This window comes from Spirosoma flavum (assembly GCF_042686045.1).
Lineage (GTDB): Bacteria > Bacteroidota > Bacteroidia > Cytophagales > Spirosomataceae > Spirosoma > Spirosoma flavum.
On record NZ_JBHUOM010000025.1, the window covers coordinates 57,001 to 83,286 of the forward strand.

The 26,286-nt window shown below is 48.3% G+C and carries 21 protein-coding genes and 2 pseudogenes; 14 read left to right on the top strand and 9 right to left on the bottom strand.

Features of this window, described 5'->3' with window-relative positions:
* Positions 1 to 25 precede the first annotated feature (25 nt).
* From ACFS25_RS26520 to ACFS25_RS26550, 7 genes and pseudogenes are all read left to right on the top strand, one after another.
* Entirely contained in the window at positions 26 to 1,222 is a 1,197-nt protein-coding gene (locus ACFS25_RS26520) for a sensor histidine kinase (RefSeq protein WP_381507286.1), read from the top strand.
* On the top strand, positions 1,219 to 1,917 hold the full coding sequence (locus ACFS25_RS26525) for a LytR/AlgR family response regulator transcription factor (RefSeq protein WP_381507288.1): 699 nt from the start codon (positions 1,219 to 1,221) through the stop codon (positions 1,915 to 1,917). Before ACFS25_RS26520 ends, ACFS25_RS26525 begins: the two co-directional genes overlap by 4 nt.
* A gap of 164 nt (positions 1,918 to 2,081) precedes the next feature.
* A complete protein-coding gene (locus ACFS25_RS26530) occupies positions 2,082 to 3,524 on the top strand; it encodes a DUF3500 domain-containing protein (RefSeq protein ID WP_381507289.1) in 1,443 nt (480 codons plus the stop codon).
* A 494-nt stretch (positions 3,525 to 4,018) separates the two neighbouring features.
* Entirely contained in the window at positions 4,019 to 5,200 is a 1,182-nt protein-coding gene (locus ACFS25_RS26535; RefSeq protein WP_381507291.1) for a DUF3500 domain-containing protein, read from the top strand.
* 114 nt (positions 5,201 to 5,314) lie between these two features.
* On the top strand, positions 5,315 to 6,556 hold the full coding sequence (locus ACFS25_RS26540) for a HupE/UreJ family protein (RefSeq protein ID WP_381507293.1): 1,242 nt from the start codon (positions 5,315 to 5,317) through the stop codon (positions 6,554 to 6,556).
* Positions 6,556 to 8,070: a capsule assembly Wzi family protein gene (locus tag ACFS25_RS26545; protein WP_381507295.1), complete on the top strand. Its 1,515-nt coding sequence runs from the start codon at positions 6,556 to 6,558 to the stop codon at positions 8,068 to 8,070. The genes ACFS25_RS26540 and ACFS25_RS26545 overlap by 1 nt, the downstream gene beginning before the upstream one ends.
* Positions 8,071 to 8,087: 17 nt before the next feature.
* A pseudogene (locus ACFS25_RS26550) lies at positions 8,088 to 10,354 on the top strand (TonB-dependent receptor).
* A 665-nt stretch (positions 10,355 to 11,019) separates the two neighbouring features.
* Here the strand turns inward: ACFS25_RS26550 and ACFS25_RS26555 are convergent.
* Positions 11,020 to 11,676, bottom strand: a complete 657-nt coding sequence (locus ACFS25_RS26555; protein ID WP_381507297.1) for an NADPH-dependent F420 reductase — start codon at positions 11,674 to 11,676, stop codon at positions 11,020 to 11,022.
* Between the two features lie 79 nt (positions 11,677 to 11,755).
* The gene (locus tag ACFS25_RS26560; RefSeq protein ID WP_381507299.1) at positions 11,756 to 12,373 is read right to left on the bottom strand and encodes a Crp/Fnr family transcriptional regulator; all 618 of its coding nucleotides are present in this window, start codon (positions 12,371 to 12,373) and stop codon (positions 11,756 to 11,758) included.
* Between the two features lie 283 nt (positions 12,374 to 12,656).
* Between ACFS25_RS26560 and ACFS25_RS26565 the strand changes: the two genes are divergently transcribed.
* From ACFS25_RS26565 to ACFS25_RS26575, 3 genes are all read left to right on the top strand, one after another.
* Positions 12,657 to 13,541 (top strand): helix-turn-helix transcriptional regulator, encoded by an 885-nt coding sequence (locus ACFS25_RS26565; RefSeq protein WP_381507302.1) that lies wholly within the window; start codon positions 12,657 to 12,659, stop codon positions 13,539 to 13,541.
* A 130-nt stretch (positions 13,542 to 13,671) separates the two neighbouring features.
* Complete coding sequence (locus ACFS25_RS26570) at positions 13,672 to 14,556, top strand: NmrA family NAD(P)-binding protein (protein WP_381507304.1); 885 nt, start codon at positions 13,672 to 13,674, stop codon at positions 14,554 to 14,556.
* Positions 14,531 to 15,487, top strand: a complete 957-nt coding sequence (locus ACFS25_RS26575; RefSeq protein WP_381507306.1) for an alpha/beta fold hydrolase — start codon at positions 14,531 to 14,533, stop codon at positions 15,485 to 15,487. Before ACFS25_RS26570 ends, ACFS25_RS26575 begins: the two co-directional genes overlap by 26 nt.
* 133 nt (positions 15,488 to 15,620) lie before the next feature.
* On the opposite strand, the gene ACFS25_RS26580 is transcribed toward ACFS25_RS26575, so the two are convergent.
* The gene (locus ACFS25_RS26580; RefSeq protein ID WP_381507308.1) at positions 15,621 to 17,132 is read right to left on the bottom strand and encodes a hypothetical protein; all 1,512 of its coding nucleotides are present in this window, start codon (positions 17,130 to 17,132) and stop codon (positions 15,621 to 15,623) included.
* A gap of 413 nt (positions 17,133 to 17,545) precedes the next feature.
* Here ACFS25_RS26580 and ACFS25_RS26585 point away from each other — a divergent pair, with 413 nt between their 5' ends.
* A complete protein-coding gene (locus ACFS25_RS26585) occupies positions 17,546 to 17,752 on the top strand; it encodes a hypothetical protein (RefSeq protein WP_381507310.1) in 207 nt (68 codons plus the stop codon).
* Positions 17,753 to 17,922: 170 nt separating this feature from the next.
* On the opposite strand, the gene ACFS25_RS26590 is transcribed toward ACFS25_RS26585, so the two are convergent.
* Positions 17,923 to 18,282, bottom strand: a complete 360-nt coding sequence (locus tag ACFS25_RS26590) for a winged helix-turn-helix transcriptional regulator (RefSeq protein ID WP_381507312.1) — start codon at positions 18,280 to 18,282, stop codon at positions 17,923 to 17,925.
* 90 nt (positions 18,283 to 18,372) lie between these two features.
* Between ACFS25_RS26590 and ACFS25_RS26595 the strand changes: the two genes are divergently transcribed.
* Positions 18,373 to 19,341: an aldo/keto reductase gene (locus ACFS25_RS26595; protein ID WP_381507315.1), complete on the top strand. Its 969-nt coding sequence runs from the start codon at positions 18,373 to 18,375 to the stop codon at positions 19,339 to 19,341.
* Positions 19,342 to 19,438: 97 nt separating this feature from the next.
* On the opposite strand, the gene ACFS25_RS26600 is transcribed toward ACFS25_RS26595, so the two are convergent.
* Entirely contained in the window at positions 19,439 to 20,368 is a 930-nt protein-coding gene (locus ACFS25_RS26600; RefSeq protein WP_381507317.1) for a DUF4267 domain-containing protein, read from the bottom strand.
* 57 nt (positions 20,369 to 20,425) lie between these two features.
* The gene (locus tag ACFS25_RS26605; RefSeq protein WP_381507319.1) at positions 20,426 to 21,037 is read right to left on the bottom strand and encodes a Crp/Fnr family transcriptional regulator; all 612 of its coding nucleotides are present in this window, start codon (positions 21,035 to 21,037) and stop codon (positions 20,426 to 20,428) included.
* Positions 21,038 to 21,277: 240 nt separating this feature from the next.
* On the opposite strand from ACFS25_RS26605, the gene ACFS25_RS26610 reads away from it, so the two are divergent.
* Positions 21,278 to 22,114 (top strand): alpha/beta fold hydrolase, encoded by an 837-nt coding sequence (locus tag ACFS25_RS26610; protein WP_381507321.1) that lies wholly within the window; start codon positions 21,278 to 21,280, stop codon positions 22,112 to 22,114.
* 53 nt (positions 22,115 to 22,167) lie between these two features.
* Positions 22,168 to 22,497, top strand: a complete 330-nt coding sequence (locus ACFS25_RS26615; protein ID WP_381507323.1) for a DinB family protein — start codon at positions 22,168 to 22,170, stop codon at positions 22,495 to 22,497.
* Between the two features lie 570 nt (positions 22,498 to 23,067).
* On the opposite strand, the gene ACFS25_RS26620 is transcribed toward ACFS25_RS26615, so the two are convergent.
* From ACFS25_RS26620 to ACFS25_RS26630, 3 genes and pseudogenes are all read right to left on the bottom strand, one after another.
* Positions 23,068 to 23,661, bottom strand: a complete 594-nt coding sequence (locus tag ACFS25_RS26620) for a hypothetical protein (protein ID WP_381507325.1) — start codon at positions 23,659 to 23,661, stop codon at positions 23,068 to 23,070.
* 539 nt (positions 23,662 to 24,200) lie between these two features.
* Positions 24,201 to 25,721, bottom strand: coding sequence for an FG-GAP-like repeat-containing protein (locus ACFS25_RS26625; protein ID WP_381507328.1), 1,521 nt, complete (start codon positions 25,719 to 25,721; stop codon positions 24,201 to 24,203).
* A 110-nt stretch (positions 25,722 to 25,831) separates the two neighbouring features.
* A pseudogene (locus ACFS25_RS26630) lies at positions 25,832 to 26,286 on the bottom strand (RNA-binding protein); the annotation flags it as partial.

A 26,286-nucleotide genomic window follows, 5' to 3' on the forward strand; every position in this document is an offset into this window, starting at 1 on the left:
ATTTGTTATCTAGTTAATGAATAAAATGGCAATCTGGTTAAGAGCCCATAGCACCCACGTATTGATTGGAATCGCGCTGGCCATTCTGCCACTGATTTATTGTATATACAACGGGATAAGCTTGTCCCCGCTTAGACCTCACGAACACCTTGTTCAGAATGCGTTGGCTTATCTTTTCCTGGTACTGTTTTCATATTTGAACCACACCGTATTTGTACCCCGCTGGTTTCTGGCTAAACAATACCGGAAATACACGCTTATCGTAATTAGCTGTATACTAGCCGCAGTCTATCTGCCATATCGTATCGAGCAATGGTTTTTCTTCAAATTGCCGTCAGAAAATACGCCACAGGCCTGGGCTCGACAATTATTTGTGGAGGAAATGATGCTGGATAAGCACTCTGGTCCTCCGTTTCAATTACATCCTGATGAACACAGGCCCTTTGATCCACAACGAGGTCCGCACCATCCGGATGATTTTTCTCATCCGTTATCCGAGGAGCCAGTCAATAATCACCATGGACCTCCTTTTATGTTACTGCTTCCGGTTAAGCTGGCCATTTTTTTCTTAGTGGGGAGTGTTAGTACCCTCATCTCCATCTCCATTCAGACGGCCACTCGGCTCCATCAGGTTGAGACTGATCAATTGCAGGCCGAGCTTCGCCAACTCAAAGCGCAGATTCAGCCGCATTTTCTATTTAATACGCTCAACAGCATTTACGCATTGGCCATCCGTAAGGATGAGCGTACCGCCGACACCATTGTTAAACTCGCGGAGTTCATGCGCTACATTATTCGTGATGCCCACCGGGATAAAGTGGCCCTGGCTAAGGAGATCAATTACATTGCTAATTACATTGATCTCCAGGAAGCCCGGCTACGCGATGCGGTTCTGATTAATTACCAACTGGATGGCGACGAAAAATCACTGGAAATTGCCCCTTTACTGCTGTTTTCCTTCATTGAGAACGCGTTTAAGTATGGTGTGAGCCCGGATGAAGAATCGCAAATAGACATTCATATACGCATTCAGGAAAAGAGTCTGAGCCTTTATGTGGCCAATAAAAAGGTGGAGGTCAGTCACCTGGAGACGTCAACGGGGGTGGGCCTGCAAAACGCCAGAGAACGTTTACGACTCCTGTATCCGGATACCCATAAACTAACCATTGATAATGGTCCGACCGATTTTCATGTCCACCTAAGCATGACCTTATTCGAATGAAAGCCATCGCACTCGACGACGAGCGCCCTGCTCTGGATGTTATTGAAGCCTTCTGTAGTCGAATTGATTCTGTAGATCTGGTTAAAACCTTCACCCGCACCGGAGAAGCCCGGCTGTATCTGGAAACGAATCCCGTCGACCTGATCTTTCTGGATATTAACATGCCGAAAGAGTCGGGATTAGTCTTTTTTAAATCCATTACCCAGCGAACCCTCGTTATTTTTACGACTGCCTATAGCGAGTATGCGTTGGAGAGTTATGAAGTAGAGGCTGTAGATTATCTCCTCAAACCCTATCTCCTCGAACGGTTTATGAAAGCCGTTCAGCGAGCTCAGGCGCGTTGGCGCGTTGATCAACAAACGAATACACTAGAAGAAACGGACCCCAAACAACTCTTCTTCCGGGCTGATTACGGCCTGGTAAAGGTGACTGTTTCCGATATACTGTTTGTTGAGGGGTTGGATAATTACTTAAAAGTCCATTTACAGGAAGGACCACCCATCGTTCTACGACTTACGTTAAAAGCCATATTGGAAAAGTTACCGACGAACAAATTCATTCGTGTTCATCGGTCGTTTATTGTCGCCATCGACAAGATCCAGTCTATTCGTGGCCGTATGATTCTGATGGAGGAAGAAGAAATTCCGATAGGAAGCAGCTATGAAAAAGAGTTTTTTAGCCTGTTTATGAAATAAAGATTTCGCCAGGATTTCGGCCCGCTCAATAAACAAGTAACTTGTTCACCCCCGTTCATAGGCCATTCACCCCAAAGGAGCGACGGCCCTGCAACACACCAACAGGCTGTTGAGTACATTTACTCAAAAAGCCTTTTTACTTGTCTAAGGTTATTTCGTATAGTATGAAAAAGAGTGTTCTGAATGCTACTGTCCTGATCGTGCTGATTCTTGGTGGTGTAGCAACAATAGAGTCGTGTAAAAAATCCAACGACTCGAGTACGGTTACACCAACTTCGGCGACCGTTAGCGCCCTGAGTTGTGGTTCAGCCACGTTTTCGGCTTCTGCTGTCAGTGGCACGGCCTACACTGGAACGGCTACGGTTCCTTACACCGGTGGCAATAGCGTGGCCTATTCAGCTGGCAGCGCGATTGGTTCTACCGGCATAACGGGGTTAACGGCCACACTTCAGGCAGGCACCCTGGCCAGCGGAGCCGGTAACCTGGCCTATGCTATTAGTGGTATCCCATCGGGAGCGGGCACGGCCAGTTTCGCTCTCAGTTTTGGTGGGCAAACCTGTAGTCTGGCCTTGACTGTTAGTTCGACCAGTTCGGGTACGACGACAACGACCAACTCCAGCACCGTGACGACCGCTTTATCGGCCACGACCAGTTCGTCGGCCAGCGGGGTAACGCAGGTGGTAGCCCTGGCCGAAGCTTTCAAAGCTACGCTGAGCAGTTCTCAGGTGACGACCATGCAGCTAACGTACACCAAGGCCAATGCTCAGAAATGGTCCAATCTACCAGCGGCTCTGTCGGCCCGTAACGGCATCAATCTGGGGGCTCTCACCACTACCCAATTAACGGCTTTTCGCAACCTGATGCAGGGATTGCTGGCACTGGGCGTTATCAACGAGGGCTACGACGAAATGATCGGCAACCTGGTCGCTGACGACTATTTGAACACCATCGGGGGAGGCTCGGACTACGGCGCGGGGAACTACTATCTCTCTTTTCTGGGTACGCCCAGCACCACGGGTTTATGGGCGCTCCTATTCACCGGTCACCACTACACCCAGCCCTATACCTTCAACGCTGGTGCGTTTACGGGCGTTACGCCCGCCTTCCGGGGCACTGAGCCACAAGCCGCTGTCACCGCAGCCAACCGCACGTATCAGGCGTTTGAGCAGGAGCGGGTAGCCTTTGCGGCTATGCTGACGGGGCTGAGCACTGCCGAACAGACAACGGCCAAATTATCGGGCACGTTCAGCGATCTGGTCTTGGGTCCAGGCCAGGATGGTAAGTTTCCGGCCACCAAGTCGGGTTTGCAGGTTAGTGGCCTGAGTGCAGCCAACCAAGCGCTGGTACTGAATGCGATTAAGCTCTACGTAAACGACTTAGAGGCTTCTGCGGCTGCTACTGTGCTGGCAAAGTACACCTCCGAGTTGGCTAATACCTACATTGCTTATTCGGGCACGACAGTGATGAGCACCCAGAATGACTACGTCCGAATTGATGGGCCAAGTGTATGGATTGAGTTTTCTTACCAGGGTGGAATTATCATCAAGAATACACCCCACTCGCATTCCGTCTGGCGTGATCATACCAGCGACTACGGCGGTAACTAAGGTCGCGGTTGATTTGATAAACTAGTTGAAGAAGCGCAGCAGTCGTTCAATTCGGAGCCTGCCGCGCTTTTTACTTATACAGGTATTGGTAGTTGATTTTCGGCTGATTCGACATCCTCATTTAACCCCGGAATTCCCCTTATTCACCACAAATTGAGGTTGATTAACCCCAAACAAGCAGCGTTGACTACACTTTTTCCGGCACCTATTTTCTACAGGCGACTTTTGCTATGTAAAGAAATTTTAGGCGTTGCAAAGGCTGCGGATTGAGCAGCTAGTCCGTCAATAAACTGCCTGTTCGCCACAACATTTTGGCTCTTTACCCCAACATCGTATTGGTTGTGCAACAGTGATGATTAGTCAGAAGTACTCATTACGTAAGCAATCAGTCGCCGGGTAAAATCGACTTAGCATAGAGTATGAAACGAAATAGCCTAACAATTAATGATCTGGTACTATAGCCGGGTAAAAACAAGTAAGTAATCAAGCATATAATGAAAAAAACGCTTTCTCTCGCCATCTTACTGGCCTCTTTCCTTTCAGTGGCCTTTTTTGCCTGTCAGGACCACGCAGTAGATCCAACCAATCCTGGTGGAACGACAGGACCGGGCAGCACCACCAGTGCCACGGGTACAAGTTCGATCGTTGACCTTGCCTCCTCTCTCACGGTTACTTCGGTCATGTCGTCATCAGCCAGCACGAACGCTACCTGCGCGACGTTCACTGGCCTAGCAAAAGTGGTCTGTCTGGCCCAGGCGTTCGAAGCGACGCTTTCTACTACCCAGTTAGCGAGTGTTCAGCTGACCTATAGCCTGACTAATGCGCAGAAGTGGTCAAACCTGCCCGCTAATCTGTCGGCACGTTACGGGGTCAATCTAGCTTCGCTCAGCACAACTCAGCTAGCGGCTTTTCGCGCCCTGATGGTTGCCATTCAGGGGCTGGGAACGGTTAACGAAGGTTATGATGAACTGCTGGGCAACCTGGTGGCTGACAACTATCTGTACTCGAACGGCGGTGGTGCTGGCTACGGAGCCGGTGACTATTTCGTGTCGATCGTCGGTACGCCGAGCACAACGGGGCTGTGGGAAATTCTCTATACAGGCCACCATTACACCCAGCCTTACACCTTCAACGGACCTACCGGTTCGGGCTATACGCCTGCCTTCCGGGGCGTTGAGCCGACAGCCGTTGTGAGTAATACGGCTACGGGTCAGACGTACCAACCTATGGAGCAGGAGCGACTGGCATTTGCCGCCATGCTAACGGGGTTGAACAGCAGCGAACAAACGGCGGCCAAGCTCTCTGGTACCTATTCGGATCTTGTGCTGGGGCCGGGGCAGGACTGGAAGTTCCCGACTACGAAATCGGGTTTACAGGTTAGTACGCTGAGTGTGGCCAACCAGGCGTTGGTGCTGAATGCGATTAAGCTCTACGTCAATGATTTGGATGCCACAACAGCCGCTATGGTACTGGCTAAATACACATCTGAAATGGCCAATACGTACATTGCCTTTTCGGGTACAACCACGGTGACGGCACAGAATGACTATATTCGTATCGACGGACCCAGTGTTTGGATCGAATTTTCGTATCAGGGCGGGGTCGTCATTCGAAGCACTCCGCACCCATACTCGGTATGGCGTGACCACACAACGGATTACGGTGGAACTAAGTAATTATTTCTTGTGAATCATTTATCTGTTTCCAACGGCCGGCCGGACGGATTGCTGTTGGTTTTAATGATCAGTCTTATCGCAATTAGTCTGCCAACAAAATCCAGGGCCCACCCTATGCCTAATTCTGTGGTGCTGCTGAACGTACACGCCAACCGAATTGACGCCGAACTTCAGATTCCTCTGGTCGAATTACAATCGGCTTGGGGTCATGCCGTCAATGATTCATCGGCGGGGTTGGTGGAGCGGCTAGGGCCGCAACTGCGGGCTTATCTCAAATCGCACATCCGTCCGCAAAGCCCCAACGGGCGTTTCTGGTCTGTATCGGTCGGCGAACTGACCGTCCGCCAGAGCCAGAACCCGATCAACGGGATATACCGCGAACTAACGGCCAAGGTGCAGATGATCCCTCCGGTGGGACCATCCAGTCCGGGTGAGGATGTGAGGCAGTTTACTTTTTACTACGACGCCGTGTTGCATCAGGTAATGACCCATAAAATTTTGGTATCGGTTCGTCAGGATTGGGAACGCGGGCAACTGGCCGAAGTCGAACCATTACAGGTCGGAACGATCAGTCTCGACATTGTCAACAACCGAATCTTACCCCTGTCGGTCAATCTGGCATCGGGTAGCGTCTGGTCTGGCTTTAGGGCGATGGTAAAGCTGGGAACCCAGCACATTGCCGAAGGTACCGACCATTTGCTGTTTTTATTTGTGCTGCTTTTGCCCGCTCCGTTGCTGGTGGCCGGGAAACGGTGGAGCGGATTTGGTGGAATTCGGTTTAGTCTTCGACACATCGTTCTCATTGTGACGGCCTTCACCCTGGGGCATTCCATTACGTTGCTGGTTGGGGCGCTAGGCTGGGTCCGGTTACCCTCGCAACCGGTCGAAATTCTGATTGCCGTATCGATTCTGGTATCGGCTGTGCACGCAATTCGTCCCATTTTTCCGGGTCGTGAAGCCTGGATCGCAGCCGGTTTTGGCCTGATTCACGGGCTTGCGTTTGCCAGTACACTGGCCAACCTGCAACTCGACGCTGGTCCAATGGCGCTGAGTATTTTAGGCTTTAACCTGGGCATTGAATTGATGCAGTTGTTACTTATTATACTGGTGATTCCTTGGCTAATGCTGTTGAGTCGAACCCCGGCGTACCCAACTGTCCGGCTGACGGGGGCTTTGCTGGCTATTATTGCCGCGCTGGCCTGGATTGCTGAACGCGTATCAGGCCAGAGTAATCAGTTGACACGAAGCATCGAGAAACTTGTTAGCTACGCGCCCTATGGACTGCTGGTGCTGGCCTTGCTGGCCATTTACCTAACTTGGCGTCAGAAGCAATCGAAGCAAATACCGGTTGCCTAATGAGCCTTGACATCACTAAACTGAGTTGGCCGGTAATGACTCCCCAGCGATTGATAAACTGCCTGGCACTGGTTTTGCTGAATAGCCTGTGCATCGTCGGGCGAGCACAATCGGTAAAAAGCGCCGGTTGGCAAGGGCAGATTGAGGTCGGGGGCTGGGCCGCTTCGGGGCAAGTCGTGCCATTCTGGCTACGGGCCAATCACTGGGGTACGGCCCCGCTGACATCACCGGCTGGAACACTTCGGGCCAGTTTCTGGAAACCCTACGCCCAGATCGACACGACTAAAACGGCCCGTCAGCGTCGGTTCGACTGGACGGTAGGGGTGCAGGTGGTAGGCAATGCGGCTACTAGTAACCAGGTCGTCTTACCTGAATTGTATGGAAAAGTCAGGTGGAAATCCGTTGAGCTGTCCGCTGGGCGCTGGCGGCAACTCACGGGCCTGGGCGATTCAACGCTCTCGTCGGGATTTATTAACGGGTCGGGTAATGCCATTCCCATCCCAAAAATTCAACTGGCAACGCTGGGGTACGTACCTTTGGGCTTCACTAAACGTTTCGTGGCAATCAATGCGGGCTACGTTCACGGCTGGTTTACGGGAGCCTATATTCAGGGGTCGTACCTGCATCAGAAATACCTGTACCTACGGCTCGGGAAACCAGCCAGTCGGGTCAACGTGTATGCCGGTATTAACCACGAGGTGCAGTGGGGCGGGCAGGCCGATTATCTGATCGGGTCATTAATTGCTGTCGATGGCAAGTTACCCTTACAGTTCAAATATTATCCGGACGTGGTTCTTGGCCTTCGTCCCAAAGACTGGCAGAATAAGGATTATACCAGTTTCGACGGTGCTTACTGGATCGGAAATGGCTTGGGTAGTACAGATCTCGGCGTTGACTTAGTTACTGATCAGGGTACCTGGTTCTTGTATCACCAGCACCTATTTGAAGATTTCTCCGGCTTGGTCTGGCAGAATGCGCCGGATGGTTTAACCGGAATCAGTTGGCACCGAAATCGGGATGCGCCTGTTAGCTGGCTGAATCGGGTTGTCGTTGAGTATTTAAGTACGATGGATCAGAGTGGCGCTACGTTCGATCTTACGTCATCCTATCAGGGAGAAGATAATTACTTTAATCATGGGCAGTATCGTGAAGGATGGTCTTATCTGAACAACACAATCGGCACGCCCTTCATTATGCCGCAAGGGGCTGTACAAACAGCCGCAAAAGGCGCTGCGTTTTTCCCAAACAATCGACTAAAGATGGTGTATCTGGGGGCTAGTGGTCAAGTCGGGCGAGGGCTGGCCTGGACCGTTCGGTTCTCGTATAGTCTTAATTATGGTACGTATTCGAACCCTTATCCGGTGGCCTACGATCAGTTTTCTGCCCTGGCCAATGTGCAGTTGCTACTGCCCAAACTAGCCAGTACCCGGTTGACCGCTTCCCTGGCGATTGACAAGGGGCAATTACTACCCAATACGGTGGGTGGATTTATTGGATTACGGAAAAACTGGTAATGAACTGTTTGCAATTAATGAAGCTGAAAAATATACTTACTACGCTGGCACTAGGACTGTTATCAGTCCAGGTAGCGCTTGCTCATTTAGGTAACATTGCCGGTGTTGTCTACGATCAATCGACTCATTTGCCATTGCGGAACGTATCGGTTCAGTTGACGGGGATGGGTAAACTGGCGCTCACCGATGAGCTGGGCCAGTTTCGCTTTACTAATCTGGTAGCCGCTCCCTATAAACTGGAGTTCTCGCATGTAGGGTGTCAAAATCAGATGATTACAGCCGTTGTGGTGAATGATCAGACTGCGTTAATCAACGTCACGCTGATTAGTGCTCCAATTCAATTGAGCCAGGTACGGGTATCAGCCACACGAGCACACGATCAGCAACTCATTAGCAGCCTGGACATTAAACTACGTCCTATCACCAATTCACAGGAAATTCTGCGGCTGGTGCCTGGTTTGTTCATCGGGCAACATGCCGGGGGCGGTAAGGCGGAACAAATTTTCCTGCGGGGATTTGACCTCGACCACGGTACCGATATTCGTCTGACGGTCGATGGCATGCCGGTTAACATGGTTTCGCACGCCCACGGGCAGGGCTACGCCGATCTGCATTTTGTGATTCCCGAACTGGTTGAGGGCGTAGATTTCAAAAAAGGGCCTTATACTACTGACAAGGGCAATTTAGCCACAGCAGGCTGGGTCGATTTTCGTACCCGTAAAGTCCTGGATCGCTCGTTTGTCAAACTGGAAGCGGGCCAGTTTAACACGTATCGTGCCGTAGCTGGTATTGATTTGTTAGGGAAGAGAGGAAAAGCAAAATCTCAGTCAGCTTATCTGGCGTCGGAATATTCGTATTCTAATTCGTATTTCGACAATCCCCAGCACTTCAAGCGGTTAAACGTAGTGGGCAAGTACCACGGCCATATTTCGGCTAACACAAACCTAACCCTGACAGGCTCTACATTCTGGAGCAAATGGAATCACTCGGGCCAGATTCCCAACCGGGTAATCGCAACGGGCTTGACCGGGTGGTTTGGCTCCGTTGATCCGACTGAAGGAGGAGAAACTAGCCGGACGAATGTGAACGCTCAACTGGTCACCGTGACGCCCAAAAATCACACGATCAAGAACCAGTTTTTTTACAGTAATTACAACTTCGAACTGTATTCCAACTTCACATTTTTCCTCAAAGACAGCATCAACGGCGATCAGATTCGGCAAAAAGAGCATCGCAATCTGTTCGGTTATGACGGCAGTTATGCTACCCAGACCAACATCGGCAAAACCAGTTGGACAACGACCCTGGGCGCGCAATACCGGCAGGACATCACCCACAGAACGGAGTTATCGCATACCAAAAACCGCGTGGAGACGCTGAACCAGATCCAGTTTGGGAACGTCAACGAAATTAATGCGGCTCTTTACGGGGATGAACTGGTTCAGGTTTCCAGTCGGTTTACAGTAAATGCAGGGTTCGAATCGATTACTTTCGGAGCCAATATGAAGATTTGTTAGCCGTTCCGGCCACCACAAAACGTGCGACGCAGGCCATTGTATCTCCCAAACTGAATTTTTACTATACCATAAACCCTAACGTTCAACTGTATCTGAACACGGGAAAAGGGTTCCATTCCAACGATGCGCGTGTGGTTACGGCTCAGAACGGACGTGAGATTTTACCCGGAGCTTACGGGTCAGATGTCGGGGTCATCGTCAAGCCATTTCCCAAACTGTTCATCAACGCAGCCGTCTGGTACTTATACATGAAGCAGGAGTTTGTATACGTTGGGGATGAGGGCGTAGTGGAACCCAGCGGTCAATCTCGCCGTCAGGGGCTGGACTTATCCGTTCGGTATCAGCTGACCAAGAGTTTGTTTGCCGATGTCGATCTGAACACTGCCACTCCTCGTTCGCTGGATGCTGAAGTTGGTCAAAATTACCTGCCGCTGGCTCCTGTATTTACCTCAACGGGGGGGGTATCGCTGCAAACGACGTATGGATTAAGTGGTTCAATGCGTTACCGATACATGGCCGACCGACCTGCCAATGAAGATAACTCCGTTGTGGCCAAGGGCTACTTTGTGACGGACATGCAGGTGAATTACGCCAGAAAGAATTACACACTAGCACTATCCGTACAAAACCTCCTGAACACGCGCTGGAAAGAAACTCAGTTCGACACCGAGAGTCGGCTGAAAGGGGAAGCGACTCCGGTCGAAGAGATTCACTTTACACCCGGTACGCCCTTCTTTGCCCGTCTGAGCCTGACCTACTTCTGGTAATTTCCCAATTGGTTCAGCGAGGGAATTTGCTCTGGTTTCAGGAAGTTGCCAGCCCATTTAATTCCTGAAAAAGATGCGCTCCGTTCGGTTTTAGTGTAAAAAAAGCAAGTTGATTCTGGAAGGCTGGCAGTCCGCGAAAGCACTTGCCCTTGACTAGGCACCTTGTCGGATCTAGCTTTTTGCAATATTGATGACCTAAGTCTCTATTTCCGGTTGATATTTTACTATTTATTGGCCCGTGAAACAGTTGATCGGGCCTTCTCATAGCATACAGCCAATAGCCGTTAGTTACGGAGATATCCAGATTCATACAGCTAAGAAAATACGTACTTCTATAAGACGAGATTGGAGTGCAACAAAATTTAAAACTTGGATGTCTTATTTTAAAAAAGATAAATTTAATTTTAATGTAATTATCTGAAATTCAATATATTGAATTATTTATTTGAGTAGATTGGAGTTTAATTTTATTGATACGATTTTTAAATTAAAGCTCAGGAAGCCCTTTTAAGTTTGACCAAAAATAGTTTTATGGCAAATAAAAAGTTGTTTTTCTAGGCAGTAACAGTTGCACTCGGATAATGACCTCCCTCCAGTTAAAACTGGCTCATAAAACTGGGTAAGAAAAGTAAGTCTGAAGAGATTACTGTTCTTATTTTATAGGGTTACATCTTTCCCTTTGCCTCAGATAAGGTCACCACTTTACCCAGCGCTCCAAACTCATGTAAATCCCCAAACACTTCCAAGCGGATCGACTCCCCGATGCCCCCCACCCGTAGGGGAGCAAAACCCGTGTCCCGAATCAGCTCCTCAATTTGTCCATCAATGCTCCGATCATCCGTCGCATAAAACAAAACAGCCGGATCGGGCTTTCGACCAGAAGCACTCGCCAGTGAGCCAGCCCCTAGGGTACCCAGCGCTTTAGCCATCTTAGCCCCTTCAGGTAGCAAAGCCGCATGGACCTGGCCCGCTGATTGAGCAGCATCGATTGTTTTGACAAAGCCTCCTTTCCCATCCGGAGCGACGGGATTAGATGGATCAACGATGATTTTACCGGCTAGTTGAGAAGCATATTGACGTAGAACCTCTTCGATGGACGCGAACCAAATAGCCAGTATGACCAGGTCTGCTTCCTCAAGGGCAGCCCCAATTTCCATCGGTTGAGCCAAGCCGCCCAGCTGCTCAGCCAGACGAGTAGCTTTTGACAAGTCCCGGTCAGCTAAAAGAAGCGGACGATTTCCTTTGGTCAGATTCGTGGCCAGCACCTGACCAATTGTACCCAGGCCAATGATAGCGTCTTTTAATCCAGTGTTAGTCTGCATAGTTTTAGATTGGTTGAATAACTATGCAAAGTTGACCTGGATCTGCGTGGGGTCTAATAAACTATCTTAAGAAATAAGATTAAGATAGTTTAAGTAGGGAACCGCTCGACGTGAGGTCTTTCCTGATTTTACTTAAGAATTCGGGAGTAATGCCCAGGTAAGACGCAATTTGGATATTGGGCAACCGTAAGGCTAATTGGGGATATTGGTCTAGAAAGGTCAGGTATCGTTCCTGAGCCGTCGAACTAATATTTTGTAAGACGTGATTTTGTAATTCGACAAACTTATTCTCAATGATGACTTTAAAAATTCGGTCGAACTTGGGAATCGTGTCATATAAAAAGTACAAGTCTTGCCGTTCAATTTGGAGCACCACAGATGGCTCAATGGCTTCAATAAACAATCGGCTTGGTTTCCGGGCATGAAAGCTGCCAATGTCGGCAATCCACCGGGCCGCCGGGCGGTCGTTTTCAGCCGCAAATTGGATATTGTGTTCAGTGCCTTTGTGATCAATGGCAAACAGCCTCAGACAGCCTGCCACCACAAAGGAGTAGTGATTACAGGGAAAGCCTTCCTGCAAGATCGCCTGTCGACGTTTTAGTTTGCGCTGGACGACGCGGGTTGACAGCAATTGTTTTTCACCTTCCGAAAAGGGGAGGTAACTCTCGAAGTGGGTGATAAGTGGCTCTAAGGTCAATGGGTGAGCCAGCAACCGGGTGAATGGCCGGTAACTGCCTAAGCCAAAGTTAAAAATTGTTTACCGGATAAGAAACGGTCTATTAATTCAGTGTCGATTTATGGAGTCACTGATGTTTTTAGCTGTTGGATCAACGTAAGCTAACAAAAAGGTCTCCAAACTCGTTACTTGAGTGCCTACTTTGTCACGAATGCAATCAACTAGTTTCCGGTCTAGTTACTGGTTGAAGGGCCTGTCAATAGCCATTCTACACTAGCGTCTTGACCGTATTCTAACCTAAACTATGGTCGATTCTCCAACTTATACATACACCTCCGAGATATATGACCGCCCGGCGCTGGCCAGTAATACCGAAATGACCGGGCCAGGTATACGAGTAGAACATTACCACCTGGAGGCTATGGCCTTACCCGCTCATTGCCACCAGAAGCACCTTTTACTGATCCATCAAGGCGTGCTACCCGTTGTTGCCAGGCGTCAAACAGGCCACCACCGAGATGTCGATCAGTTTCGCCGTGGGGATGTGGGGCTGTACCCAAGTGGGGAGTATGGCCCTTTCAGCTGGGATGGACCTGTCGACATTATTCATGTGCATTTGGATGCTCAGGAACTGGAAACCCGGGCCCGCCGAGACCTAGACCTGACCCACTTCGCCTTGCAGGAGAGGTTCCGCTCGGAGGACGGTTTACTGGCCCAATTAGGCCAGCAACTACTGGGAACTCTTCTCCAAGCTCAGGCCAATACGCTCGGGCATTTGTACGTCGAATCCTTAGCGAACACCCTCAGCTATCACCTCATTGAGCATCACGCCACCTGGAAGCGCCGTCCGATTAAAAGACCCAGCGCGCGACTGCCGACGACGGTACTGGCTCGGCTAGATGCCTACCTGGAAGCATCCGTTGAAGAACTGGTCTCGTTAGAAACCTTGGCCGGCTTAGCCAATTTAAGCGTGTTTCACTTCGCCCGTCTTTTTAAGCAAACCACCGGCTGTTCACCCTACCAATATGTACTGAAGGGGAAAATCCAACGAGCCCAGACGCTGCTACGCACAGGCGAATTACCCGTGGCTACGGTGGGCGACATTTTGGGCTTTACCTCGCCCGCCCATTTCTCGACTACCTTCAGGCGGATCGTAGGCGTAAGCCCCCGCGCGTTTCAACAGGGCTAAGTAGAGCACTTAAAGCGCAAGAAGTCATAAGAAGTGCGCAAGAATCAGGCCTTTGGCCAGAAGAGGTCAGACTACCTTTGAGTTAGTCAAAGCAGCTATTTTTCCACAGCTGCCTTACCCTCTTACGTTTATGAATCCTGTTATTTTAGTAGCCGGGGCAACCGGCGATTTGGGCGGTCGCATCGTGACCGCCTTGCGAGAGCGCGGTGTGACAGTGCGAGCTTTGGTACGGCCCGAAGCCAACCCAGCGAAGGTTGATCAGTTAAGCCAGCAGGGTGTGGATGTGCAGCGGACGGATTTTACGGACCTGGCAGCCCTGATTCGCATCTGCGAAGGAACAAGCTGCGTCGTGTCGGCACTGGCCGGCCTGCGTGACGTAATCGTCGATAGCCAGTCGACTTTGCTGGCAGCCGCTGTTGCGGCTGGTGTACCTCGCTTTATTCCTTCCGACTTCTCCAGCGACTACACGCAGCAGGAGGCTGGCACAAACCGGAACTTCGATCTTCGGCGGGAGTTTCGCACCCACCTTGACCAGGCATCTATTGCTGCGACGTCCATTCTTAACGGTGCTTTTGCCCATGTGCTGACCTATAATATTCCGTTGTTTGATTACAAGAAGCAGCAGGTAGGGTATTGGGAAGATGCTGATTGGCCAATTGATTTTACAACGATGGACGATACCGCAGCTTTTACCGCAGCGGCAGCCCTGGCCCCCGTCACGCCCCGCTTTCTACGCATCGCCAGTTTTCAACTCAGTCCGCGCGACTTGGTTGCCATAGCCGAGTCCGCTGGTAAGGGTTCGTTTGCGCTTGTGCGACTCGGTTCCCGGCAGGACTTAGCGGCACGTGCCCAACAGGCACGCCTGGCTAACCCCGCTGGCGAACACCAGCTTTATGCCGACTGGCAGCAATTGCAATACATGCTCAGCATGTTCAGTGTGCAAAATAACCCGCTTGACAACGACCGCTACACCGACCTGTCCTGGACCAGTGCCTCCACCTTTTTTAACTTCTAAACGGATGCAAACCTTACCGACTGAATCTTTAGGTGCCTACGCGGACGAAGAGCTGATCAAGCATCTGCCCGGATTCACCAACCATTATATTACCGTCAACGGTGTGCAACTCCACTACGCCGAAGGAGGCAGCGGACCGGCTTTGATCTGCCTGCCGGGATGGCCGCAAACGTGGTATTCGTATCATCCCATTGCCACTCAATTGGCCCAGCGCTACCGGGTCATCCTGGTTGACCTTCGCGGTATGGGCAGTTCCGACAAGCCGCTGGTGGGTTACGATAAAAAGACGATGGCTCAAGATATTTATGAGCTAACACGTCATCTGGGTCTGGAAAAGGTGTCACTGCTGGGGCACGATATCGGTGGGATGGTGGCCAGTAGCTTTGCCTTCAATTACCCGGAAGCGACGGAAAAACTCATTTTGGCGGATGGAGCTCATCCCAGCGAAGGGATGATGCAGATGCCCCTATTGCCGGCACCGGGCTCATTTACCGAGAAAATGAACGGGCAGTATCCCTACCCCTGGTGGATGGCCTTCAATCAAGTCAAAAAACTGCCAGAGCAATTATTAGCGGGGCGGTTTGAGTACCTGCTGGATTACCTATTTGGCTACGTCATGCTGGATGAACGTAAGATGTCCGCTTTCGACCGGGCCCTATACGCTACGGTATACAATCAACCCGGAAGCATCCGGGCCTCAAATGCATGGTACCAGGCCTTTGACCAAGACATAGCCGATGCCAAGATGTATGGCCGACTGACCATGCCGGTCTTGGGTATCGGCAGTTACGTATCCTACCAATACCTGCAAATGAGTTTGCCCTACATGGCTGAACAGGTTCAGGTCATCGGCATCTTAGATAGTGGGCACTATCTGTTTGAAGAAAAACCAGACCGCGTGCTAGAAGCGGTCTATGATTTCTTGCGTTAGAGCCTTACCATATTGTTGACCAAGCCCTTCCAGACCGGATGAACACGTCGCTTTTAGCCACAACAATTGGCCGACTGGAATTGCAATGACATACTTGAGAAGAAATAAAAAAAGAGTCCTGATGACGCTTTTTTTATTTCTTCTCAAGAAGCTGCTCGACAAGTCGCTTCAGTTTATTCATTTCTGTCTGTTGATCTTCAAGTCGATTCACTTTATTCTCTAACTGAATACTATACAGCGTCAGTTCTTCAATCTTCTCTAACAGCATAGCGTTTAGCTTGGTCAGATCTAGTCCCTTCTGAGCTACTTCCTCCGCTGAAGGAATGCCCGGTAAGTGGCCATGTTGGCCCACATAAGCCGCTAATGTGGAAAGGGGACGAAGGGAATAAGTCGGACTAAATACCTTATCGCTCCATTCAGTAGGGTTGTTGATCCTGAGCTGATAGCGAGCTTTGACCACATCGCCCCGTTCATTAACCGTTAAGAATTGATCGGTAGCTTGTAGGGGTTGGCTCTGACTGGTTAGGTTCGTTAGTCGTAGACCGCTTTCATCGGGTGACGCACTAACTACCTCCAGACGGGCTGCTGGCGCTGAGGTCCCGATGCCAATGTTGACTTGATTACCCAGGATAAGCGCATTGCTCATGGCCACCCGTGAACCAGCGCCAATAGCTGTGGCGTTGTGCAGCCCATCTTCGGCTTGGCTGTTGTAGCCCATCAATACGTTATCGCTCCCATCGGTAACAGCCGTACCTGAAAAGGGGCCAATAATGATATTGTTACTTCCCGTCGTCACATTCTGACCAGCCTGATAGCCGACAAACGTATTATTACTGCCGGTCGTAGTAGTTAGTCCGGCTGAGTAGCCTAAAAAGGAATTTTGCTTGCCCGTCGTATTGGCATTTCCGGCAAAAGCGCCAATAAATGTATTGACCCCACCAGTGGTATTGCTGCTACCCGTGGCATAGCCCAGAAAGGCATTGAGTCGGCCGGTGGTATTGGCCTGGCCGGTATAACTCCCAATAAAGGAATTTAACGACCCTTCTGTATTGTTCCAACCGGCTTGAGATCCCAGAAAGGTGTTATCCGTGCCCGTGGTGTTGACTTTGCCCGCCTGATAGCCTAGGAAGGCATTGTCGCCCCCCGTGTTGGCATAACCCGTGCTGGCTCCTACAAACACATTATGTATCCCTGTTGTATTGCTAAAGCCTGACTGCCAGCCCATAAACACGTTATAGTCAGCCTGATTCTTATAACCAGCCTGAAAGCCTAAAATGCTATTGCCTATGCTGCTACGAGGTTGTAAATAGGTCCAATTGGCCGAAACACCAGAGCCAACAAACACATTTTGAGAGCCACTTATAACCCAGCCTCCTGTATCATAGCCCACCGCCGTGTTGTTCGACCCTGTATTATAGTTGCCTGTGTTGGCACCCATAAAGGTGTTTCCAGTGCCGGTTGTGTAAGGCGGGAAGTCCGTAGCTCCTCCTGTATTATCAATGAAGCCGTAGGTGGTATTGAAGCTGCCACTCGTGTTATTATTGGGAATACCCATTAACAGATTGGTTCTACTGGCTTGGGCTCTCAGCTGGCTTGTCTGAGTTAGCCATAAGAGTATAGTGAAAAAAATAAATAGTTTGTTCATACTTGAGCTTGCTGAAAGAGACGTGATGTATAAAGTAAGCAATTGACTCATCAGCCGTTTTAGAACCAAGCGTACACTTGTTTTTTAGTGAGGGTATTTAGGGAGCGGTAAGGAGTAGAACTAAAGGGGTCGGTTGACTGAAATGGAAGTTGACGCCACAAAATTGTTCTCGCCTGGTTGTTGATCGGGATTAAGAGTAACGTACACCGCCATCTTGTGTTGATTGCCTGTTCCTTTGTATCCACGAAAAGGACATAAATATGGACGCCCAGAAAGCAATAAACCTAGTTCGGGGTGGCCCCGTGATTTGACACTCGCCCGGCTTCTACAACGTAGAGGAGCTGATGTGACCGTCTATGAACAGGACTATAGCCAAGAAGCACGCTTACAAAGTGCCATAGTTGACCTTCACTTTGTTTGACTCAGGCTTAAAAGTCATTAAAGCGGCCGACTTGATGGATGCCTTTAAAGCCAATTACATGGCGGGGGCTGACAAGTATCGTACCCTTGACCGGGATGCCACTATTTGTGTTGATGAACATAGTCAAGGTGCTGCGGCTGATTTTGATGATGAACAATCCAGGCCGGAGATCGACAGGGGGCAATTCGGAACGTGCTAGTAAACTCCCTTTTACCTGGTACAGTTGTTTGGAGTAGTCAATTGGCGAGCATGGAGGAGGTAAATAGTACTGGCACCTTACAGTTAAAAATGGGACAACCGCTGTGGCCGATATTGTAATCGGGGCAGACGGCTACCGGTCAAAAATCCGTCCTTATGTGACCGTTAGGCTTATGCATATTGCTCATGGGTAAATAGCGGTTCTAATATACTACGATGGTCTTCGCCCCATTTTGCGGTCAATTCAATGATGGGGATCAATGTTTCGCCTAGGGGCGTGAGCGTGTATTCTACCTTCAACGGCTTTTGATCAAAACTAATTTTGCAAACGATACCATGCGCCACCAACTGGTTTAACTGGGTATCTAATAATCTTCGTGACGCTTTAGAAATTTTGCGATGCAATTCTCCGGGCCGCCTGATGCCCGAATAAATGCTCCAGATAAGGCTGATCTTCCATTTCCCATTCATGACTTCCATAAACAGGTGGAGGCCGCAGTCGAGCTCGACCGGTAACTTTTTCTCGTACATCCGACAAATATACGGTAGCTGAAGATCGATTAAATACGGCTGAATTTAGCCCTACTTGTTTGGGCTTTACTCGCTCCTGACCTTTGTGCTATGAAACATAAATTATTCGGTACACAGACCGGTTTACCCGCTAGCGAACTGATACTGGGTGGCTCACAGTTGGGTGATCGTCGGGGTTACGGCACTGCCGCCCAGGACGCACTTCAGATACTCTCGGCTTATGCTGATGCCGGTGGCAACTTTATCGATGTATCTGACCAGTACCAGTTTGGCGAAGCGGAAGAGACTGTCGGCAGATTTACCCAGCACAAACGGCACGATTTTATTATTTGCACCAAGTACACCCGAAGTAACTTACCCAATCCGTCGCAGGCCAATGCCGGTAACCACCGCAAAGCTATGCGCCAGGCAATAGAGGGCAGCTTGAAACGCTTGAAAACGGATTATATCGACCTGTATATACCGCACTTTGATGACGGCAAAACGCCGGTAGAAGAAACCGCTCGTGGTCTGGAAGATTTAGTTACAGCGGGTAAAGTTTTATATACGGGTTTGGCCAATTTTCCCGCCTGGAAGGCGGCAGCTATTGCTACGTCTATACCGCTGACGGCTATACAAGTTGAATATAACCTCTTGCAACGGACAGCAGAACGAGAGTTGACGCCGATGGCGGAGTACTTCGGTTTGGGTATGATGGGTTATTCTCCGTTGGCTGGAGGATTACTGACGGGAAAATATCGGCAGGGATTATCTGGGCGGTTGACACTTTCTGCGGCTGGCGGTTATCAGGAAGACGAGCGAACGAAGACAATACTCGATCAACTGGAGCTGATGGCCACCGAACTCGACGCCACTCCGGGGCAGATAGCGTTAGCTTGGGTATTGAGTAAAGGCGTCTTCCCGATCATTGGCGCGCGAACACTAGCCCATCTTGAGACCAGTTTGAGGACGGTTGCTATTCGTTTACAGGCTGATCAGGTAAAGCTTCTGGATGAAATTAGTGCCATTGCGCTGGGTTATCCTCACGAACTGTTGGCAACCGTGCAGAAAAAATATTGAGCCATCTAGCAGACTCACCTAACTAGTTTACACTCAGCCTCCTGGCGGATAGTTTTTCCTTATGCAGTTGTGCAACGCATCATTTATTTTTCGCCCATCAGATGTTAGTAGGAGCAGCATATTTCTCTCTTAAGTAGGATAATCTCCCTTGCTTGGTGGCGAGAGTGGCCAACAAACTAAAGAGGGGTTCAGCTATTTTTTGTAGGCCCATCATGTGCGAATCATTCAAGCGAATAAACAACGCTAAATCAGTCAGCTTTTTCGGTGTTCCGCTCTTGCTGGCTAACCCATCTTTGGCCAAGCCCTTGTAGATTAACAGTGATTCCTCAAAATCCCGATTTCCTGGTGAAACGGTTACTTTAACCAGGCTTTCCTGACCTGATGTGTTGTTGAAAAAATGCTTTTGCCCCGGCTGGATCGTGGCCGTCTGACCTTCCTGTAGCCTGAGCGTCTGATCACCCTGACCAACGATTAATCCTCCTTTTAGCACCTCGAATGTTTCGGAGAACAACTGATGGTAGTGCCAGGGCGTACTTTCGCCGGGGAGGATAGTCAATACCAACACACTATTTTTGCCGTCCGATACCGACGAGATACGTTTAACGTAGGATTTTTCATTCCCTAACGGCTTTACTTCCGTTTCAGACATTGATTGCCGTAAAAAATAACAGAGTATCCACAGTGTGATAACCGTACCACCATGAATGAGCATGGCCCACAGGTTACTACCGGGGGTACGCCACACGATTAGCATATCAGCGAAGGGAATAACGGAACCGGCTAGTAAGGTTAAGAAGAGGGGTCGCCGATAATGAGACCAGGCCAGCGACACAATAATTAATCCAGAAAATATATCCCGGATGCCTTTGATATAGTGAAAAGCGTAATTAGGCTGGTTGAAATTAAGGCCAAATCCTGCTTCCCCAATTTCAGGTGCCAGCAAAAATCGAGCGCCGATGAAGAGTAACCCCAAACCAATCAGCAGGCTTATGAGCCTAACCGGGGACAAAATACGTTGCGTTGCCATAATCTTGCGCGTTTTAAAGTACAGCACAAAATTGATTAGTAACCGCAAGCTCTGCATTCACTCAGGTGAAGAAAGACGGGTATAGTCCTTACCCGCCCATCGCGCCCGGATACGGCTCAACGACTGGGGTTTTACCCCCACGTAAGAGGCAATATGATACTGGGTAATACGAGCCGAAAGCGTGGGATATTCATCTAAAAATGCCTGGTAACGGACCTCCGGGGAATCCGTATAAAGTGAGACCAGTTGCCCTATCGTTTTGACGAAAATTTGTTCGATCACTACCCGGCCAAACCGTTCACCATACGTCAATTCAGCGAATAAGCGTTGTAGGCTAGCGGATGAGATAACGACTAGGGATGAATCCTCAATGGCTTGAATAGTCCGTCGGCAGGGCTCTTGCGAAAGAAAGCTTTCATAGTCACAGACAAAGTCGCTTTCTAAACCAAAGCTATAAATTTTTTCGTTTCCATCCTGATTAACGAAATAACGCACTAAACCTGTCTGAATGAACCCTACGTGTTGGCAGATTTGACCTTGTTGGACAAAATAATCGCCTTTTTTCAGCAACCATGGCTTAAACAAGGTGCCTAGTAGCGTAATGTCCAATTCACTAAGTGGTACTACTCGTCGTATCTCCTCAATAAGAGCCGTCAGCGGATAACTCATCACTATTTCTGTTGTATAATCAGGCCATATGTTAGCTAATCAACCAAAATTCGACCTAATCAGTGAGTTATCAAAAAATGCTCACAATGCGAGAGGCTCCTATCCTGATTTACTCAAAAAAGTTGGTGTTTCTGGTGGCTGAATGACCAGTAGCGGGGTTTGCTTACTCATCGATTAAGTTGTCTTACAATTTGTATTACTTTACGTAAAAGTGATTGTGCAACAAATGGAATTACTTAGATGAAGTATTATGCAGTTCTACTACTCTGGTTCTATAGTACCCTCTTCGGGTATGGGCAAGATGGTTTCACCGAAGAACCTCCACGCTTGGCCTACTGGCAAGTAGGTCAGAATAAGGAAACGGTCATTGTGCTACATGGTGGACCGGGTGCTCCTCACCAATATCTGCGGCCTGAATTTGATGCGTTAAGTAAAACTGCGAGAGTGATTTACTATGACCAACGAGGATGTGGCAAAAGTGATACTTCGAGTTCCTACATTTGGCAAGGTCATGTCAACGACCTAAACCGATTGGTTCATACCCTTGCCAAAGATCAGAAAGTGTTTTTAGCGGGTTCATCCTGGGGTAGTGTGCTGGCCATTCTGTATACCTACACCCACCCTGAAGATATTAAAGGCTTAATCTTATCAGGAACGGTGCCTTGGTATGGCGATGAAGGGGTTTATGAGCGGAATTATGCCCCTCCCACTAAAATTCAAAAACTTACTATAATTGAGAAAAGGCTGATTACCCAACCAATTACCGGAGGACGAACCAAAACAGACACCGTAAAAATTACAAAGGAATTTGAAGCTTACTTGGGTTTGCCACAATATGAAGCAATGATGAGTAGAATAACTGCCCCTAAAGCGGAACGGTTAACCCAGATTCAAGTACCCATTCTACTTTTCAATGGCACCTATGATCGCCGGTTGGATTGGGTTGATGAATACGTAAAGCTATTTCCAAATGTCAAAGTATATACTCTTAGCGAAGCGGGTCATGACGCCTGGTTGAGTAACCCGGATCTGTTTTTTTCGATAAGTAACGAGTTTATCAAAAATAACAGTAAGTAGATGTCACTAGCTTAACACATTGCCACTTATACAACAACTTTGAGTCCTCAAACATGAGACTTGTAATATGGATTCTGCTTGGGCTTTTGGTAGGGAGTTGTTCTAAAAAAGTTCATACCTCTGCTAAGTCAATTCTATTAGAGCAGCTCAGAAACACTCACACGAATGAAGATTGGTACGTTCCTTTAAAAACCGCGACACAAGGTCTTACAGCCGAACAAGCTAACTGGAAAGACAGTACAGACAATCATTCAATCGGTGAATTAGTTTCTCATCTGATCTTCTGGAATGAGCGAATTTTAGCGGCTTTTCAAGGTAATGCTGTTGCAGATTTTAGTGGAAATAATGAAGAGACCTTTGCGAAATTCAATACTATAAGCTAGAATCAAGCTATTAGTAGATTAGATAGTATTCAAGCTAAATGGTACCAATCGGTAGAAAAAGCTACTGATGAACAATTAATTAAATGGGCCTCATCAGTAGCCAACATCTGTTCCCATAACTCCTACCACACGGGACAAATAATCTACATAAGAAAGAAGAACAAATGGTGGAGTAGACCTAAAACAGTGAAATAAATCTTACACAGCTGTTTAAAATAATTACAAGAATAGTGTACTCGCTAGTCCAAGCACTTATCTGGGGTGGTCCCGTTTGGCCGGACGCTTTACTTATGAGAGTTTGTTAAGTTTGATAAAATTGGTTTTCAAAGTAAATCTGTGAATGGTAGCCTAACGATGAGTGCAGCCTACGGACGTTGTAATACCCACGCACCATATAATTAAGCAACTCATCACGGGCATCTTGTAGATTCATATAACAGCCGTACGGGCGGCTCTGTTAAACTCGGCGGTATACTTTCGCTTTGGTTGCTGGGATTGGTTCATGGTACACTAAGTTAAAAAGTTTCGTGTCCGAATATTTAGGAACGTACTAATGGACTAATGTACAGATCAATAAGTTCTGTCCTTTTTCGATCTACGCCGAACCGTTAATTGAAGTGACCCTTCAAAAAAGTCGAGTAGTGCCTTTCCCAGATGTTCTTCCAGATCGATAACGCGGTAAATTTTTCCTTTAACCTCCAGTACTTCCTGTTTATCTGAATCAATTACCTTACTGGCGTGGCGACTATACCAGCTTATCACACCACTCTCGTTACGCCCGGTAAACGTTAAATTCATAACCAGATTTCGACGAGGCTTAAGCGCTTGTTCCAAAGAAGGTTGTATGACTGGTATGTCAAGTACCAGTTGACGATTTTTGATCGTCGGTTTTATGAGTTGTTCAGCAACCGATTCAACCGAATTGGATCGGGAAATGGCAAGAAATTTTTCTAAGCTCATATCGGGTTCATAGGTCCAACGCTCACCTTTACAGTAAACACCGTTGCTAAGACTAAGTAGACCCACTTTAAGGAGTTGTTTTAAAAAGGCAAAGCTTAGCTGGTAGGTAGTCATTAGTTGATCAGTGTCCTGGCAATCCATTTTGGCGAAAGCTGATCGAACCTGCTTAATTTGGTAATGGAATCGGATACCTTCAATACGCATAGTAAAGTGACAAAGTGGAGTCTGCAATACCTAGTAATTGTTGAATCTGTCGGTAAGCGGCTTATAAACTAGAAAATGCCCAAACTCAGTAGGGTTGACAACTACTACGAACTGCCTATTCATACAGGGTCACTAATGTCGATGGAAGGCAGTTACTAATCGGTACAGTAAACAACACGTTTACTTCAAGAGTTTTATTTTTCTAAATAATGTGACCCGTTGTTTTTTGTCGTAGTATAATGTCGGCCTTGAGCTTACCTCTATCTAACTGGTCACTAACCGATACAGTACCATTCGAATATGGTATCTCACCACGAATGGAATTGAGGGTGCCCAGAAAGCTAGGCTCTTCTACCATATCTGAATGGAAACCAGGGTATTCCTGAACACGGCCGGAACCTCGTCTCTTAACTAGTAAAGAATCACCCGTGAACGCTACTACCACTATCCAAATAGGCAGGCGACGGCCTTGGCCGATTACTATTTACGTTAAGCTCCTTGGTTAACGAATGATTGAGCCCATGTAGCCATTTACAACACTAATGCCGTGTCCTGTTCTTTAACACTAGTAATGGAAGATGCGTGTCCCAACGTGGCTTTAAATCAGTCTGATTGATAAAACCCTTCGAGAAATTACCCAGTATGATGTCTTGATCGCCGTCCTGATCCCAATCGCCTACATCCATGCATATCCAGCGTCCATAATCACTAACAGGCAGGGTATAGGGCTGAAACTGCATTAGTTCTTTATGCTCAAAATAAAGACAACCTTCTGCTGCGTTGTGTTGAAAATCAGCAAAGAAAGAAATACTGATAATGTCCATGTCTCCATCCAGATCAAAGTCAGCAGCCATGGCTTTCACGCAACCATTGATCGGATAAAAGTAAGTCTTCTTAAATTGAAGGTTGCCTTGGTTAATGTAGACATATACACCATGATAGGGCTTAAGTACTTGGGAATAATCGCTATTATCGCCACACGTATAAAGAATATCCAATTTGCCATCTTTATTAAAATCAACTAATTGGAAACTGGTAGAGCCATAAACTGGTGGAAATCGCAATAGATTCCGTTCGGTAAAACCGCCTTTTTTGTCATTTAGAAATAGCCAAATACCTTCATCAGCATGGGCAAACAACACCATAAAGTCGGGCCAGCCATCGGCGTTAAAATCACCAGCAGTGGCCTGAATGGCTCCCGCTACCTCTCGTATAGGCAATTTTGTAAACCGGTGATTTGTCTCTTGTTTAAGCCAGTATAGACCACCTGCCATATGTCCGAATCCACACACCAGCCAGTCAGTCAATCCGTCTTTATTGATGTCGGTAGCTATCGATTGTAAAGGACGGGGTAAACTACTATAGATCAGAGATGAGTCAGTAGGCTGTTTTTCCGAAAGTGCCAGATCAATCAGTTCACCCTTCGATATGTCAGCCGCTACCAGCGTACCTAAACAGGTAAACGCTCCCCGTTCATTCCCCTTGTCGTCACGAAAAAATGTCGCATTTACAGCCGGAGAGTTAAGTTGCTTCCGCATAGTCTGGTGCAAATTCCGATCCCAGCGAGTGAGATCCCTGCGCAGTCCATCACCTGAATATAATTGGTGACCGATTGTATCCCACTTTACTAATGTCGTTTCCGCCGTCTGCGTTGTATCGAGCGGGGGTTTTTCGAGGGAGAAAATGGCCCAATCATTTTCCGCAGATACAACGGGGCGGGCAGGTTTTAGCCTTGGCGGAGCCAGTGTGCTGAAGTAAGCGACAATTTTCTGCCAGTCACTATACGTAATAGCCGCTTTAGGCCCTGCATAGTATAGACCTCCTTCATAGGCTTCCAGTCCCAGCATAGGCGCCATAGCAGGCAAAACATGCTTAACCCATGTTTCTTTATCCAGCGCGTCAGGTGATACGGCCAAATGGCAGGTGCTGCAATGTTGACGTGCCAATCGCTGACCTTCTTTAATAAGTGGATCGGTTAATGCTTCATCTGAACCAGAATGGCAACTGCCGACAGCTATGCCCAGCGATACGAACGCTAGTAGCCAAATGTATACTCGCAAAGGGGATTTTTTTTTGTCAATCACTACCAGATGTATTACTTTATTATCGTGGCTTTGTCCAGCTAGTCTAAAACCTAGAGAAGATCAGACAGCTTCAGATAAGTTTTTCGTTAATGACCAACCAGATTAACCGAATTAAATTCCTGCCGTTTATGACCTCGTGAATCGGTTATTTCAACCGCTTTCACTTGTGGATTGACCAACAAGGTCCGGGCTGATTGCGACAGAAACGAGCTACCATAACTGAACTCTACCTTTTGTTTTTTCCCATCAACAAAAGTTAGCAGCGCCGACGCATCGGTTGGGCGTAGCCGTAGGCTCGTAGCCGGTTTACTATTACGGAATACGCATAGCTTTCCCCGATTTTGCGTGGCAATCACTAATTCACGGCCTTTACTGTCGGTCAGCTGCGCTAGCCCTTTGGCATTGCCAGGCACATAAAAGCCACTACTGGCCATAGACTGTGCCGTAAAACTACCTTTGCCGTCCCCCCGAAGAAACAACCCGTTCAGCGCATCGTAGCGCCCCGCCTGAACTTCTCCCCCATAATCGTTACCCACCAGCA

Bases quoted from the DNA above. Each gene is read 5' to 3' on its own strand.
- ACFS25_RS26565 (WP_381507302.1), top strand. From the start codon at position 12,657: ATGGTCGATTCTCCAACTTATACATACACCTCCGAGATATATGACCGC.
- ACFS25_RS26520 (WP_381507286.1), top strand. From the start codon at position 26: ATGGCAATCTGGTTAAGAGCCCATAGCACCCACGTATTGATTGGAATC.
- ACFS25_RS26540 (WP_381507293.1), top strand. From the start codon at position 5,315: ATGCCTAATTCTGTGGTGCTGCTGAACGTACACGCCAACCGAATTGAC.
- ACFS25_RS26620 (WP_381507325.1), bottom strand. From the start codon at position 23,661: ATGCGTATTGAAGGTATCCGATTCCATTACCAAATTAAGCAGGTTCGA.
- ACFS25_RS26615 (WP_381507323.1), top strand. From the start codon at position 22,168: ATGAGACTTGTAATATGGATTCTGCTTGGGCTTTTGGTAGGGAGTTGT.
- ACFS25_RS26600 (WP_381507317.1), bottom strand. From the start codon at position 20,368: ATGGCAACGCAACGTATTTTGTCCCCGGTTAGGCTCATAAGCCTGCTG.
- ACFS25_RS26595 (WP_381507315.1), top strand. From the start codon at position 18,373: ATGAAACATAAATTATTCGGTACACAGACCGGTTTACCCGCTAGCGAA.
- ACFS25_RS26545 (WP_381507295.1), top strand. From the start codon at position 6,556: ATGAGCCTTGACATCACTAAACTGAGTTGGCCGGTAATGACTCCCCAG.
- ACFS25_RS26590 (WP_381507312.1), bottom strand. From the start codon at position 18,282: ATGTACGAGAAAAAGTTACCGGTCGAGCTCGACTGCGGCCTCCACCTG.
- ACFS25_RS26570 (WP_381507304.1), top strand. From the start codon at position 13,672: ATGAATCCTGTTATTTTAGTAGCCGGGGCAACCGGCGATTTGGGCGGT.
- ACFS25_RS26535 (WP_381507291.1), top strand. From the start codon at position 4,019: ATGAAAAAAACGCTTTCTCTCGCCATCTTACTGGCCTCTTTCCTTTCA.
- ACFS25_RS26525 (WP_381507288.1), top strand. From the start codon at position 1,219: ATGAAAGCCATCGCACTCGACGACGAGCGCCCTGCTCTGGATGTTATT.
- ACFS25_RS26605 (WP_381507319.1), bottom strand. From the start codon at position 21,037: ATGAGTTATCCGCTGACGGCTCTTATTGAGGAGATACGACGAGTAGTA.
- ACFS25_RS26580 (WP_381507308.1), bottom strand. From the start codon at position 17,132: ATGAACAAACTATTTATTTTTTTCACTATACTCTTATGGCTAACTCAG.
- ACFS25_RS26530 (WP_381507289.1), top strand. From the start codon at position 2,082: ATGAAAAAGAGTGTTCTGAATGCTACTGTCCTGATCGTGCTGATTCTT.
- ACFS25_RS26555 (WP_381507297.1), bottom strand. From the start codon at position 11,676: ATGCAGACTAACACTGGATTAAAAGACGCTATCATTGGCCTGGGTACA.
- ACFS25_RS26610 (WP_381507321.1), top strand. From the start codon at position 21,278: ATGAAGTATTATGCAGTTCTACTACTCTGGTTCTATAGTACCCTCTTC.